This window comes from Sediminibacterium sp., from assembly GCF_030695065.1.
GTDB lineage: Bacteria > Bacteroidota > Bacteroidia > Chitinophagales > Chitinophagaceae > Sediminibacterium.
In genome coordinates this window covers 128,778-147,531 of sequence record NZ_JAUYTR010000021.1, presented here as the reverse complement: position 1 = coordinate 147,531, position 18,754 = coordinate 128,778, and the positions used below count along the sequence as shown (strand labels likewise).

Sequence of the window (18,754 nt, the reverse complement as noted above, 5' to 3'; positions counted from 1 at the left end):
CAAACAATAATTATGAAAATAATACAATCAACTTCTATTGCAGCTATAATTGCTATTTCTGCATTGTATTCATGTAAACCCAAAAACTCGGGAAGTGCTGTTAGTGGCGATGCAGCTGCCAAAGCCTATGTAGCTCCTGGGAAATACGATGAATACTACAATTTTGTCTCAGGTGGATTTAGCGGACAAATGAGTGTTTACGGGTTACCAAGTGGTCGTTTATTAAGGGTAATTCCTGTATTCTCTGTAGATCCTGAAAAAGGATGGGGCTATAGTGAAGAAACCAAACCAATGTTAAACACTTCGCATGGATTTGTGCCATGGGACGATTTACACCATACAGAAATGAGCCAAACCAATGGTGAAATAGATGGTAAATGGGTATTCGCCAATGGCAACAATACCCCCCGTTTAGCAAGAATAGATCTAAAAACATTTAGAACTGCTGAAATTTTAGAACTCCCAAATAGTGCTGGCAACCACAGTTCACCATTTGGAACAGAGAACTCAGAATACATTGTAGCAGGTACCCGTTTTAGTGTCCCGTCTGATGAAGACAATGGTGATGTTGCCATTAATTCATACAAAAAGAATTTTAAAGGTCATATCTCTTTTGTGAGTGTTGCAAAAGAAACAGGTGAAATGAAAGTTGCTTTCCAATTAAAAACACCTGGTGTAAACTTTGACTTGGCCAGAGCTGGTAAAGGAAAATCTCATGGTTGGTTTTTCTTCAGCTGCTATAATACCGAGCAAGCCAGTACTTTATTAGAAGTGAATGCTTCTCAAAAAGACAAAGACTTTATCATGGCGGTGAATTGGAAAAAAGCGGAAGAATATATTAAAGCAGGCAAAGGCAAAAAAGTGAAAGCCAAATATGCCCATAATACATGGAATGAATCTACCCAAACAGCTACTTCAAAAATGGAAGAAGAAGTATTGGTATTAGATGTGAAAGAGTTTAAAGACATCGTTTACTTCATCCCTTGTCCTAAGTCTCCACATGGTTGTGATGTGGATCCAACCGGAGAATATATTGTAGGCTCTGGCAAACTTGCAGCCTTAATCCCAGTATTTAGTTTTGATAAAATTCAACAATCTATTGCATCAAAATCATATGATGGAGATTACGAAGGTATTCCTGTAATCAAATATGAATCAGCTTTATACGGCGAAGTAAAGAAACCAGGTCTAGGACCATTGCACACAGAATTTGATGGTAAAGGATATGCATACACTTCTTTCTTTGTATCTTCTGAAGTAGTAAAATGGAATATCAAAGATTTAACAGTGGTAGATCGTGTGCCAACATATTATTCTGTTGGACACTTAAGTATTCCTGGAGGAAATACTAAAAAACCTTCTCCTAAATACTTAGTGGCATATAATAAAATTACCAAAGATCGTTATTTACCTACTGGTCCAGAATTGGCGCAGAGTGCACAATTGTATGATATCAGTGGCGATAAAATGCAATTGATTTTAGATTACCCAACTATTGGAGAGCCACACTATGCTCAGTCTGCACCGGCAGACATTATAAGAAACAATGGTCAGTTAAAATTATATAAACTATCTGAAAACAAGCATCCGTATGTAACCATGGGTGAAGCAAATGCAAAAGTTACTAGAGATGGAAATAAAGTACATGTTTACATGACATCAATTCGTTCTCACTTTGCACCAGACAATATTGAAGGTATTAAAGTTGGAGACGAAGTATATTTTCATGTAACCAACTTAGAACAAGACTGGGATGTGCCACATGGCTTCGCTATTAAAGGTGCAGATAATGCAGAACTATTAATTATGCCTGGCGAAACAACCACATTAAAATGGGTTCCAAAAAAACCTGGTATGTTTCCAATGTACTGTACAGATTTCTGTAGTGCATTACACCAAGAAATGCAGGGTTATATTAGGGTTTCCCCTGCTGGTAGTAATGTACCGCTTACATTTAGTTTAGGAAAACCTGTTCCAGAAACTAAGTAATCGTTTGTAACAAAAGGAGCAGTTCAGACCAACACTGCTCCTTTTTTATTTTTAAACTTTTTAAGATGAGAAAAGAAATAGCTACAACATCGAAATGGTTGTTAGTAATTAGTGCTGTATTTTTAGCAATCTCCATTTTTATACCTATTTGGCGAATTGAATTAGACGCGCCACAATACCCTGAAGGATTGGGCTTGCAAATATTTTCTTATAAATTAGGTGGAGACGTTGCAATCATAAATGGATTAAACCATTATATAGGAATGCAAACATTACATGAAGAGAATTTTATTGAGTTTACTATTTTACCTTATATTATTGGTTTCTATTCGTTATTGATGCTTTTCGCTGGTTTAAAAGGCGGCAGAAAATTGTTGTACAGTACCTTCATTGCATTTGTAGTATTTGGAATAATCGCTATGATTGATTTTTGGAGATGGGAATACAATTATGGACATAATCTAGACCCCAATGCTGCAATTATTGTACCTGGAATGGCTTATCAACCACCACTTATTGGATTTAAACAGTTACTCAATTTTGGGGCTTACTCCATACCCGATATGGGGGGATGGTTATTCATTGGAGCTGGATTATTATGTTTAATAGCAGTAGGCTTAGAAGCGGGCTGGTTTACAAAATGGATTAAGCAAAAAACAACTGCTACAATATTATTTGTAATGCTACTTAGCTCTTGCTCTAATGTAAAACCAGATGCTTTAGTAGTTAATAAAGACCAGTGTGCATTTTGTAAAATGACTGTTGCAGATATTCGGTTTGGCGCAGAAGCTATTAGTACTAAGGGAAGGATTTATAAGTTTGACGACTTAAACTGTATGATTGCATTTAATAAATTGAACGAAAAAATTATGATGAACAAATTATTTGTAAATGACTATGAAGCAAACAATCAACTAATTGATGCAACTACTGCTTGGTATATCAGTCATGAAACAATTAAAAGTCCAATGGGAAGCAATACGGCTGCATTTTCAAACAAAGATTTAGCAATGAATAAGGGTAAATCAATTTCTGTAGAAACAGTTTCTTGGGATCAAATAAACAAATAAGGATGAAATGGATATTGATTACGCTGTTACTCTTAACTAGCAAATATGCGCTTATTGCCAAAAGCTTACACGTTGGATCAAATCATTCTTTTAAAACGATTAAAGCAGCGTTAGAAAAAACAGAAAATGGGGATACTGTTTATATACATAAAGGGCTGTACAAAGAAGGCAATATTATTGTTAACAAATCAATTACGTTGTTTGGTATAGATAGACCAATTTTAGACGGAGATAAAAAATACGAAGTACTTTCAGTTAAATCTAGTTATGTTACCATTCGTGGCTTGAGAGTTCAGCATTCTGGATATGCAAGCTTAGATGATCCGGGGGGCATTAAAGTATATGATGCAACAAGAGTAACCATCATTGATAATGAATTATACGATAACTTTTTTGGCATATACATCCAATTCAGTACCCACTGTTTAATCAAAAACAATAAAATCGTTGCATTTGGAAAAGAAGAACAAACTATAGGCAATGGAATACACTGTTGGAAAAGCGACAGTTTACAAATCATTGGCAATAGTATGAAAGGATGCAGAGATGGAATCTATTTTGAATTTGTAAATAATTCAGTAATCTGGAGAAATACGGTAACTGATAATATTAGGTATGGTTTACATTTTATGAATTCTAATAACGATGCTTATTTCACAAATATATTCAGTAGAAATGGAGCAGGTGTGGCTGTTATGTTTTCAAAAAAAATTACCATGATGAATAACACTTTCAATGAAAATTGGGGGGATGCTGCATATGGAATATTATTAAAAGAAATATCTGACTGCCATTTGTCTGGAAATACATTTAATAAAAATACGGCAGCTATTTTTATGGATGGCTGCAATAGAACTATCGTAGAAAAAAATGCCTTTAGCAATAATGGATGGGGACTAAAAATACAAGCCAACTGTATGGATAATACTATTCAAAGCAACAATTTTTTAAAAAATACTTTTGATGTAAGTACTAATGGAACTTTATTATTGAATAAGTTTCAATACAACTATTGGGATAAATACACTGGATACGACTTAAATAAAGACAAAATTGGAGACGTCCCTTATAGACCATTGAGTTTATATTCAGTAATAGTAGAGAATAATCCAACAGCTATGTTATTATACAGAAGTCTTATTGTAACACTGCTTGATCAATCGGAGAAGAAAATCCCAAGCCTTACGCCAGAAAATTTTATTGATGAAAAACCATTAATGAACTTGTTGAAATTATGATTCAGATTGAAAAAATATCGAAAAAATTTGGAAAACTTTCCGTTTTAAATTCCGTTGACCTCTTCTTAAACAAAGGTGAATGCATCGCATTAGTTGGGCCGAATGGATGTGGCAAAACCACTCTAATTAAAATAATACTTGGAATGGTAATTCCTGATACAGGAAATATCTTAGTGAATAATGAATCCATTCTTAAAGCTGAATTATACAAAAAGCAAATTGGTTACATGCCTCAAATAGGTAGATACCCTCAAAATATGACCATCGGTCAAATAATAAAGATGATCAAAGGCATTCGAAATAGTGATGCTGAGTTAGATTATGATTTATATAAGGCATATGACCTTGATTCATTATTAGATAAAAAAATGAGCACACTAAGTGGGGGAACAATGCAAAAAGTAAGTGCCGTATTGGCATTTATGTTTAACCCTGCAATTCTGATATTAGATGAACCCACGGCAGGCCTTGATCCAATTGCTGCTGAAAAACTCAAACAAAAAATAATTGCTGAAAAACAAAAAGGGAAATTAATTATAATCACTTCTCACCTACTCAGTGAATTAGACGATATGGTTAGTGAACTTATTTTTATGCAAGAAGGAGATATTATCTTTCATCAATCTGTTTCAGCATTAAAAAAATATACCCAAACAGAAAAAATCTCCAAAGCCATTTTACAAATTTTAAAAGCTGGAAAAAATGGGAAGAATATTTAAATATGTAATGCTAGATATCATGAAGAACAAGTTTGTGATGATTTACACATTCATCCTGGTATTAATTGGATGGTCTGCATTTACTTTAGAAGATAGCAGCGCAAAAGGCATTTTAACCTTATTAAATTTAATTTTATTAACTGTACCGCTGGTTTCCATATTATTCTCAGCAATATATATCTATAATAGTGCTGAATTTATTGAACTATTGATCAGTCATCCAATCAAAAGAAAAAAAATTTGGCTTAGTTTATTCTGGGGCTTAAATAGTAGTCTAGTTACTGCTTTTATTATTGGTGCAGGCATTCCTTTGCTCATTTTTGCAGAGCCTCCCTTATCATTTTTAATGATTGGTATTGGTATTCTGATTACAACCATTTTTGTATCAATCGCAATGCTTTGTACCATTGTATATAAAGACAAAGCAAAAGGGATTGGGCTAACCATTGTTTTATGGATCTATTTTGCATTACTCTTTGACGGAATTTTACTTTTTCTGCTTTTTCAATTTGCCGACTACCCTATTGAACAACCAATGGTGCTAATGACTGCTTTAAGCCCATTAGACCTATCAAGAATATTAATTTTACTGCAATTAGACACTTCTGCTATCATGGGATATACTGGGGCGATTTTCAAGGATTTTTTTGGCACTACAATCGGAATGGTCGTCTCTCTTGGATTATTGATACTTTGGGGTGTTTTGCCATTTGCATATTCCTTATCAAAGTTTAAAAAGAAAGATTTGTAATTAATACTATTTAATTATTAAAAAACTACTATGAAAAAAGATATTACTAATAGAGCTGATATAGAGTTATTAATCAATAGCTTCTATGAAAAAGTAAAAAAAGATCCGTTAATAGCATTTTTTTTTACAGAAATTGTGCCCGTAAATTGGGCAGCACATTTGCCTGTCATGTACGGATTCTGGGAAAATATTTTATTCTATTCCGGAACTTACGAGGGTAATCCAATGGCAAAACATAAAGACATACATCAAAAATGCCCCATGAAGATGGAGCATTTTCAAAGATGGACTAGTTTATTTACCGAAACAGTTGAAGAATTGTTTGAAGGTGAAAAAGCAGAATTAGCTAAGCAAAGAGCAATGAGTATTGCAACTGTAATGCAAATCAAAATGTTTAGCTAGATCAACTATTTAGGCAATAATACATCATTGATTACATGAATAATACCGTTTGATGTAACAATTGATGCTACCACTTCAGAACCATTAACAAATAACTTATTATCTTTCTTAGTAATTTTTACCTTACCCCCATTTACTTGTTCAAATTCTTGACCATCCTGCATGTATTCTGCTTTTAGAACGCCAACATAGGTATGGTACTCTAAAATATTTTTCAAATCAGCTTTCTTCTCTGGTTTTAATAAACCTTCTACTGTGCCAGCAGGTAACTTTTCAAAAGCAGCATTGGTTGGAGCAAAAACAGTGAAGGGACCAGCATTGCTTAAAGCATCCACCAATTCTGCAGCTTTCACAGCTGCTACCAAGGTACTATGATCCTTACTACCGACTGCTACCTGAACGATATTGGGGCTTGATATTTCATCTTTAACTGCAGATTGACCTGCCCCTGTTTCTGATGTGGTAGCCGAGCTTGAATTTTCGGGCTCAGTTGAAGAATTGGCGTTTGAACATCCTATGCTAAATACCAATAGCATGGAAGATAAGATAAGTGCATTTTTTTTCATAACCGAGATTTATGGTTTTGGCTAAGTTCCTATTTAGCAAAAGTTTTTTTTATGATTGTAATCACAAATAAAGCTACTGCTTATAAGACTTTTGCGGAACCATCAAAATGCTAGATAATAACAACCCTGCAGCAATAATTAATAAAATTTCATTTACGAAAGGAATCACGGTATAACTCAAAGAAGCAATTCCTTGAATACCCAACACAATTTCGTTTAACACAACAAAAAGTGCAAATAATTTTGTAGCCAAAAAATTGCGCTTACTAAATGAAAAATAATCATTCAAATAAATGTATCCAATTAAAAACAAAGCAGTAAAAGCCAATAATACTAAATGCAAGTAAGCAATCACAATAGGTCTAAAGCCAAAGGCCAGTTTACTGATAAAAGGAATGGTTGATCCACCTTGCAAAAAAACTTTTACCAACAAAGCACCTAGTGAAATGAAGAAAAGCATTAATACTGTTTTGTTCTGCTTTATTAAATTGATTATTGGTTTGCTTAATATCAATTTGGTCAATTGAATTACACCAATTAATTGCATAAATGCTGAAACCACAATTATAATATACACCCATAAAGGAAGTTCTAACCACAATACAGAAAGTCCGTAAGCGGGGAAACAACTGGCGGCAAAAAGCCAAAACGTACGTTGATTAAAATTGGTTAATAAATCTTTGGTAAAAAGCCAATTGAAAAATAATCCCATGCATCCAAAAAAGAACCAACCATTGTATTGAAAATGAAGAAACCAATAAGTTGCTGCTAAATAAGTATGTTGGGTTTTCTTACCTGAAACAAACATGTATAAAAGCCATATATTGGCTAAAAGCGAAAGTAAATAAAAGATACCAGCAGCTTTATACCAATTAGTAATATGAGGTTGCTTAAAGAGAGGCAAAACACGCAATAAGCGATAAATAAATAAGCCTCCAACAATCAACCCAACCAATTGAGATAATACCGACCATACCCCATAACCGGTTAAGAAAAACAATATACAGGTAGTATAAGCAAATAGTAGATTGAGATAAATAATACTACTAAAATAATCGAGCTGCCTTTCATCTAATATTTTTTTTAATGAATCAACTATAAAAATCATTAACAAAAATGAAATGAACCCTGAAAAAGCAAATCCGGAATGAGCTAATTGTAAATTCTTCTGATTAACCCATGTGAATTCAAAACCAATTTTATACCGCATCAAAACACCTATCAAGGCTACTAAAACTAAATTTAGCATGGCAATTTTTAATAGGCGGGTAACATTCATTTATAAAATACTTTATGATCTTGAATGACCACAATTTTTCTTTCTGCCAATTTAGATAAAGTTCGAATAACAGTTTCAACTCTTAAACCTGTATAATCTGCCAATTGTTGCCTTGTATAGGGCACAAGACCAGTTCCTTTTAACTTACATTCAGATTTAATCTTATCAAAAAAACCAATTAATTTCTCTTCAGGGGAATTGTTTACTAAAATATTAGCTGTTAAAGTTTTACAATACAATCGCTCACAAAATATATTGAATAGTTTTTTAAATAAAGCGGGATGATCATCGAGCAACAATAGAAATTTTTCCTTATTTAATCGATAAATGATTGAATCACTAACTGCGTATGCACTTGCAGGATAAGGTTTTGATAACATTAATGCGGGTTCTCCAAAACTATTACCATCGGTAAAAACACCTTGTATAAACTCTTTTGCATCATTGGTTAAACTCGTCATTTTTACCATACCAGCATCAAGTTGGTGGAAATAACGGGCTTCGTTTCCTTGACTAAAGATTAGTTCTCCCTTGCGCCATTCTTTAGGTGTAGCACCATAAGCAAGCAATGTATCAATGTCAATATGCATATCGGCTGTTTAATGTAAAAACAGAACCTATTGAAGTTAAACAAAAAACAGTCAGTAATGATTAAATTATTTTTTTAAAACAGGCTCTATTGCTTTTTGCCAAATAGCATAGCCTTTTGCGTTCATATGTAGATTATCCGAAAGAAATAAGTCTTTCATTGGTTCTCCATTTTCAGCTAACATAGGAGTCCACACGTCAACATAATTCGTTCTTCTTTGTGATTTTAAATACTGTTTAATTCCCTCATTAGCTGCAATCATTTGATTTTTCATTTTCCACCTAGATGGGCTTGGCTTCATGCTCACAAATGCAATATGAGTAGTTTTATTACGCTTACGAATCATTTGAAAAAGCGTTTTAAACCTTTCAACTACCGAATCACTTGAAAGTGTTGGATCTGCCGCAAAATCATTTTCACCACAATAAATAACTACTTGTTTAGGATTGTACGGAAATAAAATCTCCTCGGTGTAGCGAATAACATCAGGTAAAGAAGAACCACCAAACCCTCTATTAATAATGGTATGTCTTGGAAAATCTGATTCAATATTTTTCCATAACCTGAATGAGGAGCTACCTGCAAATAAAATTGCTCTTGAGGGTGGCATTAATATACTATCAGCAGTTTGAAATGCCTTGATTTCTTTAATAAAAGGTTGAGCAGTAGCAAAATTGCCAGAACCAAATTGTAATAGAATAAAAAAAACAAATAGGCTTTTAAAAATCGATTTCATTAATGATTATTTTAATAGAGTGATAGTTGCCATTACAGGAAAATGGTCGCTTGGATATTTTAAATCATAAGAATCTGTAATAGTTGCAAATTTTTCAACAACTATTCGCTTATGCTTATTCACAAATATATAATCAATTCCCCCATTGGGCTTTTCTTTAAATTTAAACCCATTCCAAGTATCTATATTGCCATAAACCATTTTACTAATAGCTCTTGCATTGTTCATATCACTCGCAATTTTTTGAATCGGCTCTTCGGTTGGTCTTAAATTAAAGTCGCCCAATAGAATTACTGGATCATTCTTAACATTCAGTTCTTTAATTTTTTGTAATATCAATTTTGCAGATTCTATTCTAGCTGTTTTTCCAACATGATCAAAATGGGTATTGAATACCCAAACCACTTGATTGGTTTTTTTGTTTTTAAACAAGCCATATGTACAAACTCGATTGCAAACCGCATCCCAACCCATGCAAACAGAATCTGATTTTGGCGCTAACCAAAAAGTAGATTGTTTAATGGGAGTATATTTATCTTGATTATAAAAAATACAGGAGTATTCTCCGAGCGTTTTGCCATCGTCTCTGCCTACACCTATATAACTGTATTGAACCAAACTACTGTCTAAATAGGCTAATTGGTGATGCAATACTTCTTGAGCACCAATAAAATCTGGTTCATAATATTGCATGAGGTCTGCCACTCTATTTTTACGCAGGTCCCATCTGTTTTCTCCATCAGAAGCAGCATCTAAACGAATATTAAATGACATTGCTTTAACTGTTGACTGTGCATTAATATCAGTAATAAACAAAAAAACAGCAACCCAAATTAAACAGTTTCTCATATTTATTTTTTTATGTAGGGGCTTTTGAATCCTAATTTAGTTAAGCCTTGTTTAATTTCAGGGCTACTCATGAATAATTTCCACAATAAACCTGTTCGATAGTTTTCCATCATCACTACAATTGGTCCTTGATCTATAGCCAAATACCTTGGCTCAAACCAATTATGATGAATACTGAATGCATCATAAAAACCATAATTCCCCCAAACCTTATCTCCCAAATCATTGTACCAAAATTTCATTGCTTGCATTGATTCTTTAGGGGTATATGGAAAGGATGAGAGTGCTGCGGTAGGTGAAATAACCCCTTTGTCTCTCTCTTTACTAGGTGCATGTCCGGCATAGCCCTTTATAGAATAACTAGCAGTTAATCCCCAATTATTGGGGCCATAGCCTTTATATCCCGCAGTATTTTGTACACACCACTCGTAATTTATTTTAGCTTGATTTACCGTTTCATTCCAATAATCGGCATATTGGTCTTTTAGTCCTCTAGGATCTAAACCCAAATATGAATAATGTGCCCAAAACAATGGCCCCCCATTGGGTGGATTACCTTGGTGCTTCAAATCTAGGGGTAAATTATAGGAGATTTTGGTATCCTTAATCTTCCCATTCATTGCCCACCCCTCATGATAAACTTCTGCAGGTACAGCATGAGTGGGAGAAGATGCTGCCAGGATATACATGATTAAACATTCGTTGTATCCCTTTACCGGGAAATTCATCTTCCATTCATGGTTAGGACTCCAATGCCAATACAATACATTTTGGTTATTACGATAAAAATTGAAATCAACTTCTTTCCAAAGTTTATCTGCTCTTGCAGCTAATGCTTTTTCTTGTTTATTCCCGTTCTTAAAATATTGTCTAACACATAACAATCCTTGCAACATAAAGGAGCTCTCCACTAAATCACCACCGTCATCGTATTTACTGAAAGGTTTTACTTTTCCAGTTTTACCATTCCACCAATGTGGCCATGCACCATGAAATCGATCTGCAGTTTCTAAAAAATGTAAGATGGTTTCAAGTCGTTGAATTCCTTCAGCCTTAGTAATGAATTTTCTTTCAATTCCTACTAGTATAGCCATGACCCCAAAACCACCTCCCCCACTTGTTACAACATCTTGGTCATTTTGCGGATAAATATTATCCATATGAACACGTTCCCTTGCCAATCCGCTGTTTGGCTCGGCGCCAGTCCAAAAATATTGAAATGTGGCAGCCTGTACCTTCCTAAATAAAGCCGTATCATTTGGTGAAATAGAATTGGCATTCATTTGTTTTTTTTGTGCAAATAATGTGGACACCATTAAACAAACAATCAGCAATAAATATTTTTTCATAGAATAATTTAATGAATTAAAAATACCCGCACTAAGGCGGGTATTTATCAAAAAAACCAGTATTCAACCCAAAAAGAACTTTTATTATTATTTACCCGCTTTACCTAAGTTGTAAAGCGCTTTAATATGTGCATCGGGTAATGCAATATTATAAATTCTCATTTCATCTATTACACCAGTCATTGCGCCAAAGCTTACATCGGAACTTACTGATTTGCCAGGAATAACATTATAGTTACCACCAATAATTACTTCACTAGGTTCATAAGCTTTAAAATTATTATTTCCAGTTCCTCTACTTGGGAATGCACCAGCTCTTGTTCCATTAATCCAAATATCAAAAAAGCCATTGCTTGCATTATAATTCAATGCTAAATGCACCCATTTATCTGGACCTATTGGAGGAGTGATATATGGCATATAATTAGCAGAACCTGGCGCATCTCTTAGTGTATTTACATTGTCTTGCGTTCCACCCCCTATAGTGATGAAAGTGGGCTGAACTTTTAGATCAGTTGTATTAGATGCAGGAAAAGACTGTGTATTCAATGAGAAATTCAAACTCCCGTTAAATACGCCTGGTCTGGTTAATTGAAATAACATCGTTCTTTTAGAACCATTATTCGAAATTTGAATCCAAGTGCTAATGGCAAAACTTTTGAACACATCAGTTTTGAAGGCATTGAACTGAGTAGGATAGTATAAAAACCCTCCATTTAATCTAAGTGCTTGCCCTTTAACGCCGGTTGCCACATAACTATCATTTAAAGAAGTTCCTGGAGCGGTATTAGACTTTGTTTCATTTTTGGTATTATCAAATGGCCAATATGCTACTAAGCTCTCTGGAAACACTTCATCTGAAGATGTAAATCCATCAATCTTACCTACATAGTCTGCAGTAGAAACAGCCGGTAAATTATTGGGATTCCCGTCCTTTTTACAAGAGAGCATTAAGCTGCTCAGTGTAAACAAGCCTAGAATTGAATACTTGATTTTATTATTTAATAATTGCATATCAATATTTTTAAAAAGTCAATTAATAGCCAGGATTTTGTTTTAAAACCCCACCGGTTAAATCAATTTGTGCTTGTGGTATTGGTAACAATACATCTCGGGTAGCATTGAAATTAGATTTACCTGCAGCATTCATAACATTTTGCGCAATACCCCATCTAACAATATCAAAGAAACGATCGTGCTCCATAGCTAATTCTACTCGTCTTTCTTGTCTAATAGCGTCTCTAAGAACTGCTTGATCATTGGTAGTGATATCTGGAAGTATGGAATTATTTCCAGCCCTAGCTCTAAAACGAACACTGTTAAGTGCTGCTTTAGCTGCGGTAATATTATTTGCCCCACCCAATTCATTGGCAGCTTCCGCATACATTAACACAACATCTGCATATCGTAGAATGCGAACATTCATCCACCAACCGAACCTATTCCCAACTGCAGCTCTTGTTGCTGGATTGGTATGTACTTTATGATTGTAACGGGGATTAGGCAAACCTACTGGAGTTACTTCTCCAAAAATGGTTATGCCAGGTGTTGTTGGTGTGCTCGTGAATAAAATTGTTCTTGCTCTTCTTGGGTCATTGGGCTCATAAGCAGCTGCAAGATTTGCACTTGGAGAATTCCATCCCCATCCAAGATCCCAAGGGCCTGCACCTCTTACACCTTGCAAACTAGTGTACTGAATACCCTGAGACGTTGTATTAATAGCATCTGCTCTAGCTTGAACTTCAAAAATAGATTCTTTACTATTCTCTCCTTCTTCAGAAAAAATGGTATTGTACGGTGTGCTTAAATTGTATTGCCCCGAATTCATGACCATATTGGCAACATTCATTGCCTGTGCCCATTTTTGCTGTGTTAAATAAACCTTAGCCAACATTCCATTGGCAGCACCACTGGTGATTCTTCCTGGAAATTTAACCGCATCCCAAAATGCAGGTAAGTAAGCTGCAGCAAAGCTGAGGTCTCTTTCTATAAATGCGTAAACCTGATCAACTGAACTTTGTGGCACATTGTTTTGTGCAGCAGGATCAGTAAATAGTGTATCAATAATGGGCACTTTGCCAAACAATCGAGTCAACATAAAATAAGAATACCCACGAATGAATTTCACTTCAGCTTGAGACTGTAGTTTAACTGCATCATTAGCTACAATTTGTTTGTTGGTTCCAATTTGGAACAATGTATTATTACATCTGTTGATTAATCCATAATAACCTACCCATAAAGCATTTGCTCTTCCACTATTAGGGAGTACTGGAAAATTATCCATGCTTATTACATCGGCTCCGCCATCTGATGGCGTACTCCCTTTGTCTGCATCATCACTTCTGATACTGGTTGCATTGATGAATCCATCTACATGTACATTGTAGTCACGCAAACTATTGTATGCCCCAAAAATATATTGATCATACGGACCAGAGCCACCAGGATAAGGGTAATTTTCTTCGTCATACCCGCCTTGCCTTGCAGTATCTAAAAAATTCTTTTTACAAGCCGTAAAAACCGTTACGGTTAATAGTAGCAGCATCCATTTACTGATGCTTTTTTTATTTATTAAATTATTCATGGTTGAATATTTTTAAGCGTTCTTTTAAAATGTAACATTGATACCAACTGAATAAATTGCTGGAACAGGGAATGTTCCGTTATCGGCACCTCCACCTAAAATGCTTCCAATTTGTGCTTCAGGAGAATAGCCAGTTACCTTACTCCAGCTTTTAATGTTTTGCCCATTAACAAAAACACGTGCTTTTGAAATGCCCACTCTTTTTAGCAATCCATCAGAAAAAGTATATCCAACTTGCAAAGTTCGCAATCTGAAATAATCACCTGGCTCTAAAAAATAACTACTGAATAGGAAATTGTTCCCTCTTGTATTATCTAATATGGGCTCAACATTAGTTGTACCACCGCCAGTCCAAGCATTCAATCTGTTGGCTTCATAATTTAATGTTGCAAAATTGGCAATTCTTCGTTGGGTATAAATTTTATTACCTGCCACCCCTTGTCCTTCAATGGTGAAGTCAAATCCTTTGTAAGCTACATTGATGTTTAATCCATAGCTAAACGGAGGAAATGGTGTTCCTAGGTAAGTACGATCAGCAGGAGTTAACAACCCATCTCCATTAATATCCGCATATGCAATATCACCAGGTAATGAATTACCAAAACGAGCCATTTTACCTAACTCTGCAGTAGACTGGTATATTCCAATTTGCCTATATCCAAAGAAATAACCAATTGATTGGCCTGTTTCAGTCAAATTAGCACCGCCATTTCCAAATAGCTGAAAATTAATTTTATCACCTATAGAATTTACTGTGTTTTTATTATAACTGAAATTTGGTGCAATTGAATAGGTGATTTCTTTACCAATTTTATCGGTCCAATTTAAACTTAACTCTATTCCTTGATTGGTTATTTTGCCAAGATTGGTAAAATAACTTCTAGTTTCATTGGGTAAAGTAACTGCAGTTAAAATATCTGAAGTGGTTCTGTTATAAAAAGTAAACTCAACATTTAAACGATTGTTTAAAGTTTTTAAGTCGAACCCAAGATCTAATCCTCTAACTACTTCCCACCGCAAATTTGGATCAGGTATATACGCCGCTTGAATTGCAGTATATACATTGTTACCAAAAATGGCTGTTGAAGCATTTGAAATACCTGGCCTAAATAAATTATCCGCAAACCCATTTGCATTTCCAGTTTCACCCCAAGCAGCTCTTAATTTCAAGAAATTGATGAAGTTGAATTTTCTTACGAAAGATTCTTCAGATGCAATCCATCCTAAACCAACAGATCCAAAAGTACCCCAACGATTCTGTGGTGCAAATTTTGAACTACCATCTCTTCTTAAAGTTGCATTTACTAAATATTTATTTTGGTATGCATAACTTAATCTTCCAAACATACCCATGATGGCACTTTCGCCTCCACCGCCGCCATAAAGGCCCGGGTTATTGGCATTGATGGTACTGAGATACCAGAAATCAGGATTATTAGGCACGTTCACTGAAGTATCTCTTCTATTACCATTGATATTTGTACTAATACTATAAATAGAAGTGAAACCTACCAATGCAGTTAATTTATGTCCATTCCCTAATTGCTTGTCATAAGTTAAGGTATGGTCTTGTTGGTAGCGTTTAAATTCTGCCATTTCTTGACTTACACCCGTTCTAATTGTGTTGTCATAAAAACTATTGGTTGGTGCTGTACCCTCTCCTAAATTGATGAAAGTAAATGGCAACGGTGTGTAAGATCGAGAGTTATTAAACCCTAAATCTGCAAAAAATGAAGACTTAAATGTGAAGTCTTTTAAAAATTTCACTTCGGCATACAAAGAACCAATAAATCGAAACCCTTTATTAATATCTGTTCCATTGTTTCTATTTAATGAAGCAATTGGATTACCTACTTGTGCACGTTGAAAAGAAGGCATGCTATAAAAAGTTGTAGCATCTTGCTTAATTGGAACTATTGGTGCAGCCCATAACGCATTGGTTAAACTAACAGCAGCAGGGTTTTGAATCCAATGGAATGCATTAATTTCTCCTCCTACTTTAATATTGCTATTAAAACGAATTTCTTGATTCAAACGAATCATGTATTTTTCGTAGCTATTAAATTTTACTACCCCATCCTGTTTATTATACCCAATGTTTAAATAAGTACTACTTTTTTCTGAATTATTAGAAACACTTAAGTTATTGGTTGTAAGTAACGCATTTTGCAAAATTTCATTTTGCCAATTTGTATTTGCCGTATAATTGGTATAATCAAAGGGAGCAGCATTAATATTGGTTAACTGTGCATCATACAATTTTTTAAACCCAGCAGCATCGGTCACCTTAATTTTATCAGTCACTTTTTGAAAACCTATGGTGCTTTGAAAATTGATTCTGGTTTGACCTCTTGTAGCTTTTTTGGAAGTGATAGCTATTACTCCATTTGCACCTCTTAATCCATAAATAGCAATAGAAGAAGGGTCTCTTAATATGTCGATGGTTTCAATATCAGCAGGGTTTAAGAAGTCAATATTGTCTTGTAATATACCATCCACTACATAAACCGGGCTAGCGCTATTGGTACTATTCACCCCTCTTATTCTAACGACCGGACTTGCTCCTGCCACACCAGAATTTGCTACAGTTAAACCTGCAACTCTTCCCTGTAAAGAGCTAATAGGATTGGTATTGGGCATTTTTGCCAACTCATCTCCTTTAATAGTTGTTACAGAACCTGTAAGGTCTCTTTTACGTTGTGTACCATAACCTGTTACTACAACTTGTTCTAGGTTGTTTACAGCGGTTATTAATGCAATACTTACATCTCGTTTACCTGCAACAGCAATTTCTTGTGGTTCATAACCAATAGATGAAATAAGCAATTTAGCATTCTCATCTAAAACAGTAATGGAGAATGCACCATTGTTGTCTGAAGTGGTTCCAACTTGAGTTCCCTTTACCTGAATAGATACTCCAGCTAATGGCTCACCAGTAGCAGAAGTTATTCTTCCCTTTACTATAATTTCTGCAAGATCTTTGGTAGCATTGTTTGTTTCTTTCAGCACTACTAAATTAGTACCGAGTATCTTGTAATTAATGCCGGTATTCACCAGTAGCTTTCCTAAGATTTCATCTAAAGTTGCATCTACCATATTAATGGTCACTTTAGGTTTACCTTTTACTACTTCCTCAGCAAAAAGGAACCGATAATCGGTTTTCTTCTCCACTTCAAATAATGCTTTTTTAAGGTCAAGCGAAGCCATCTTTATGGTAATTCGGCTTTGCGAGAAACCGATTGCAGAAACTTGCATAGATACAAGTAGCAGTAAAGCAGTAGTGATTTTCATAATTCGGGCAAGCTTTTGTATAAAAAGATCTTTGTGTGAAACAACGGGTGTTTCATTATTTTTCATATTTTCAAATTGAAAGGGTTATGAATTACTTACAGATTGTACAGTTTGTCTTTTCTAAACCTGGCGAGGTTCCGCGCCAACGGAACTTCGCCCAATTTTATGTTGAATTCAATCTTAATCTCATATGGCAGCAATTTTATTGGTAAATAATAATCGTATTCCCTTTTTGGTAAGTTTTAAATGGTATAATTAACTTCAAAGCCTCTATAGCCTGATCAATGGTTTCTTTTTCAAAATTTCCATTCATTCTTGTAGACTTCAATGAAGCCGATTGAATTTCTAATTTGATATTATACCATCTCTCCATCATCAATGCCAACTCTTCAAAAGTTTGATCTCTAAAAACTAATTTATTTTCTACCCATTGATTTTCTGCAACAGAACTATCTGGTGAAATGAATTTTAATTTGTTAATGGAAACAGTTGGAATTAGTTCAATGGATTTACGCTTGTTTTGCGCTTCAATTAGTTCATTTTCTACAATCAGTTTCTCATTAGGAGATAAAATAATTTTATTATCTGGCCTATTTTTTATGGTCACTTCAATTTTACCCCTTATAAGACTGGTTTCTGTTTGTTTGTCTTCGGGATATGCTTTTACATTAAAAACAGTACCTAAAACCTTTATTTTTATACTCTTAGTATTAATGATAAAGGGTACTTCTTTATTTTTTACCACGTCAAAATATCCTTCCCCTATTAAACTAACTTCTCGTAAAGTTTTGCCGTATTCTTTTTGATAAACAAGTTTACTCCCTCCATTTAACCAAACAATTGACCCATCAGGTAACTTTACTTGTGTTTTTGAACCCAACCGAGTTGAAATTTCATTAGATTCTGGTTGAACTTTTACCAATGTAGGCGAAAATGATGGTTTAAGTAGGAAATACGTGAATCCTATAACAATTAATAGAGAAGCTGCAGCATAATAAATCCATTTAGGGATGGTCCAGATTGAATTTATAGTATGGTGTTGTTCTTCTAAAAAATCATTAGGACTGCTCCCAGCAATTTTATTGAGGTGAAGCATAAATGCATCTTCTGCTGCTGCTTTATTGGCAGGGAGAGGTATTTGCCAGATATTCTCTAGATTTTGAACGGCAAATTGCCACTCGGGATGATCCTGAATATATTGATTTAGCTCAACAAGTTCCTGCTCGTTGGCTTCTTTGGCAATCTTCTTAGCAATTAGTAACCAAAATCTTTCCTGGCTCATTATTATAGTTGGTTCCATTACTATAACAACTGAGTATTCTATTTACCCCTAAACAAA

The 18,754-nt window shown here is 34.6% G+C and carries 16 protein-coding genes; 6 read left to right on the top strand and 10 right to left on the bottom strand.

Features of this window, described 5'->3' with window-relative positions:
* Positions 1-12 precede the first annotated feature (12 nt).
* From nosZ to Q8S25_RS10280, 6 genes are all read left to right on the top strand, one after another.
* Positions 13-1,989: a Sec-dependent nitrous-oxide reductase gene (gene nosZ / locus Q8S25_RS10305; protein ID WP_305537412.1), complete on the top strand. Its 1,977-nt coding sequence runs from the start codon at positions 13-15 to the stop codon at positions 1,987-1,989.
* Positions 1,990-2,054: 65 nt separating this feature from the next.
* Positions 2,055-3,059, top strand: a complete 1,005-nt coding sequence (locus Q8S25_RS10300; RefSeq protein ID WP_305537410.1) for a nitrous oxide reductase accessory protein NosL — start codon at positions 2,055-2,057, stop codon at positions 3,057-3,059.
* A gap of 2 nt (positions 3,060-3,061) precedes the next feature.
* On the top strand, positions 3,062-4,297 hold the full coding sequence (locus Q8S25_RS10295; protein ID WP_305537408.1) for a nitrous oxide reductase family maturation protein NosD: 1,236 nt from the start codon (positions 3,062-3,064) through the stop codon (positions 4,295-4,297).
* Entirely contained in the window at positions 4,294-5,016 is a 723-nt protein-coding gene (locus Q8S25_RS10290; protein WP_305537406.1) for an ABC transporter ATP-binding protein, read from the top strand. Before Q8S25_RS10295 ends, Q8S25_RS10290 begins: the two co-directional genes overlap by 4 nt.
* Positions 5,000-5,767, top strand: coding sequence for an ABC transporter permease subunit (locus Q8S25_RS10285; RefSeq protein ID WP_305537404.1), 768 nt, complete (start codon positions 5,000-5,002; stop codon positions 5,765-5,767). The genes Q8S25_RS10290 and Q8S25_RS10285 overlap by 17 nt, the downstream gene beginning before the upstream one ends.
* Positions 5,768-5,797: 30 nt before the next feature.
* Positions 5,798-6,169, top strand: a complete 372-nt coding sequence (locus Q8S25_RS10280) for a group III truncated hemoglobin (protein WP_305537402.1) — start codon at positions 5,798-5,800, stop codon at positions 6,167-6,169.
* Between the two features lie 5 nt (positions 6,170-6,174).
* On the opposite strand, the gene Q8S25_RS10275 is transcribed toward Q8S25_RS10280, so the two are convergent.
* The 10 genes from Q8S25_RS10275 to Q8S25_RS10230 form a co-directional block, all read right to left on the bottom strand.
* Positions 6,175-6,735: a fasciclin domain-containing protein gene (locus Q8S25_RS10275; protein ID WP_305537400.1), complete on the bottom strand. Its 561-nt coding sequence runs from the start codon at positions 6,733-6,735 to the stop codon at positions 6,175-6,177.
* A 73-nt stretch (positions 6,736-6,808) separates the two neighbouring features.
* Entirely contained in the window at positions 6,809-7,984 is a 1,176-nt protein-coding gene (locus Q8S25_RS10270; RefSeq protein ID WP_305537398.1) for a hypothetical protein, read from the bottom strand.
* 26 nt (positions 7,985-8,010) lie between these two features.
* Positions 8,011-8,604: a Crp/Fnr family transcriptional regulator gene (locus tag Q8S25_RS10265; protein WP_305537396.1), complete on the bottom strand. Its 594-nt coding sequence runs from the start codon at positions 8,602-8,604 to the stop codon at positions 8,011-8,013.
* A gap of 66 nt (positions 8,605-8,670) precedes the next feature.
* Entirely contained in the window at positions 8,671-9,339 is a 669-nt protein-coding gene (locus Q8S25_RS10260; protein WP_305537394.1) for a GDSL-type esterase/lipase family protein, read from the bottom strand.
* Positions 9,340-9,345: 6 nt separating this feature from the next.
* On the bottom strand, positions 9,346-10,188 hold the full coding sequence (locus tag Q8S25_RS10255; RefSeq protein ID WP_305537392.1) for an endonuclease/exonuclease/phosphatase family protein: 843 nt from the start codon (positions 10,186-10,188) through the stop codon (positions 9,346-9,348).
* Between the two features lie 2 nt (positions 10,189-10,190).
* Positions 10,191-11,537 (bottom strand): glucoamylase family protein, encoded by a 1,347-nt coding sequence (locus tag Q8S25_RS10250; RefSeq protein WP_305537390.1) that lies wholly within the window; start codon positions 11,535-11,537, stop codon positions 10,191-10,193.
* Positions 11,538-11,624: 87 nt separating this feature from the next.
* Entirely contained in the window at positions 11,625-12,551 is a 927-nt protein-coding gene (locus Q8S25_RS10245; protein WP_305537387.1) for a LamG-like jellyroll fold domain-containing protein, read from the bottom strand.
* 22 nt (positions 12,552-12,573) lie between these two features.
* Positions 12,574-14,124, bottom strand: a complete 1,551-nt coding sequence (locus Q8S25_RS10240; RefSeq protein WP_305537385.1) for a RagB/SusD family nutrient uptake outer membrane protein — start codon at positions 14,122-14,124, stop codon at positions 12,574-12,576.
* A gap of 24 nt (positions 14,125-14,148) precedes the next feature.
* Positions 14,149-17,481 carry a TonB-dependent receptor gene (locus Q8S25_RS10235; RefSeq protein WP_305537383.1) on the bottom strand — a complete coding sequence of 1,111 codons (3,333 nt, stop codon included), beginning with the start codon at positions 17,479-17,481 and terminating at the stop codon, positions 14,149-14,151.
* 136 nt (positions 17,482-17,617) lie between these two features.
* Positions 17,618-18,697: a FecR family protein gene (locus Q8S25_RS10230; RefSeq protein ID WP_305537382.1), complete on the bottom strand. Its 1,080-nt coding sequence runs from the start codon at positions 18,695-18,697 to the stop codon at positions 17,618-17,620.
* Between the last annotated feature and the right edge of the window lie 57 nt (positions 18,698-18,754).

Excerpts from the sequence above, each read along its gene's own strand:
- Q8S25_RS10300 (WP_305537410.1), top strand. The coding sequence starts at position 2,055 with ATGAGAAAAGAAATAGCTACAACATCGAAATGGTTGTTAGTAATTAGT.
- nosZ (WP_305537412.1), top strand. The coding sequence starts at position 13 with ATGAAAATAATACAATCAACTTCTATTGCAGCTATAATTGCTATTTCT.
- Q8S25_RS10275 (WP_305537400.1), bottom strand. The coding sequence starts at position 6,735 with ATGAAAAAAAATGCACTTATCTTATCTTCCATGCTATTGGTATTTAGC.
- Q8S25_RS10245 (WP_305537387.1), bottom strand. The coding sequence starts at position 12,551 with ATGCAATTATTAAATAATAAAATCAAGTATTCAATTCTAGGCTTGTTT.
- Q8S25_RS10250 (WP_305537390.1), bottom strand. The coding sequence starts at position 11,537 with ATGAAAAAATATTTATTGCTGATTGTTTGTTTAATGGTGTCCACATTA.
- Q8S25_RS10235 (WP_305537383.1), bottom strand. The coding sequence starts at position 17,481 with ATGAAAAATAATGAAACACCCGTTGTTTCACACAAAGATCTTTTTATA.
- Q8S25_RS10230 (WP_305537382.1), bottom strand. The coding sequence starts at position 18,697 with ATGAGCCAGGAAAGATTTTGGTTACTAATTGCTAAGAAGATTGCCAAA.
- Q8S25_RS10280 (WP_305537402.1), top strand. The coding sequence starts at position 5,798 with ATGAAAAAAGATATTACTAATAGAGCTGATATAGAGTTATTAATCAAT.
- Q8S25_RS10285 (WP_305537404.1), top strand. The coding sequence starts at position 5,000 with ATGGGAAGAATATTTAAATATGTAATGCTAGATATCATGAAGAACAAG.
- Q8S25_RS10270 (WP_305537398.1), bottom strand. The coding sequence starts at position 7,984 with ATGCTAAATTTAGTTTTAGTAGCCTTGATAGGTGTTTTGATGCGGTAT.
- Q8S25_RS10265 (WP_305537396.1), bottom strand. The coding sequence starts at position 8,604 with ATGCATATTGACATTGATACATTGCTTGCTTATGGTGCTACACCTAAA.
- Q8S25_RS10295 (WP_305537408.1), top strand. The coding sequence starts at position 3,062 with ATGAAATGGATATTGATTACGCTGTTACTCTTAACTAGCAAATATGCG.
- Q8S25_RS10240 (WP_305537385.1), bottom strand. The coding sequence starts at position 14,124 with ATGAATAATTTAATAAATAAAAAAAGCATCAGTAAATGGATGCTGCTA.
- Q8S25_RS10260 (WP_305537394.1), bottom strand. The coding sequence starts at position 9,339 with ATGAAATCGATTTTTAAAAGCCTATTTGTTTTTTTTATTCTATTACAA.
- Q8S25_RS10290 (WP_305537406.1), top strand. The coding sequence starts at position 4,294 with ATGATTCAGATTGAAAAAATATCGAAAAAATTTGGAAAACTTTCCGTT.
- Q8S25_RS10255 (WP_305537392.1), bottom strand. The coding sequence starts at position 10,188 with ATGAGAAACTGTTTAATTTGGGTTGCTGTTTTTTTGTTTATTACTGAT.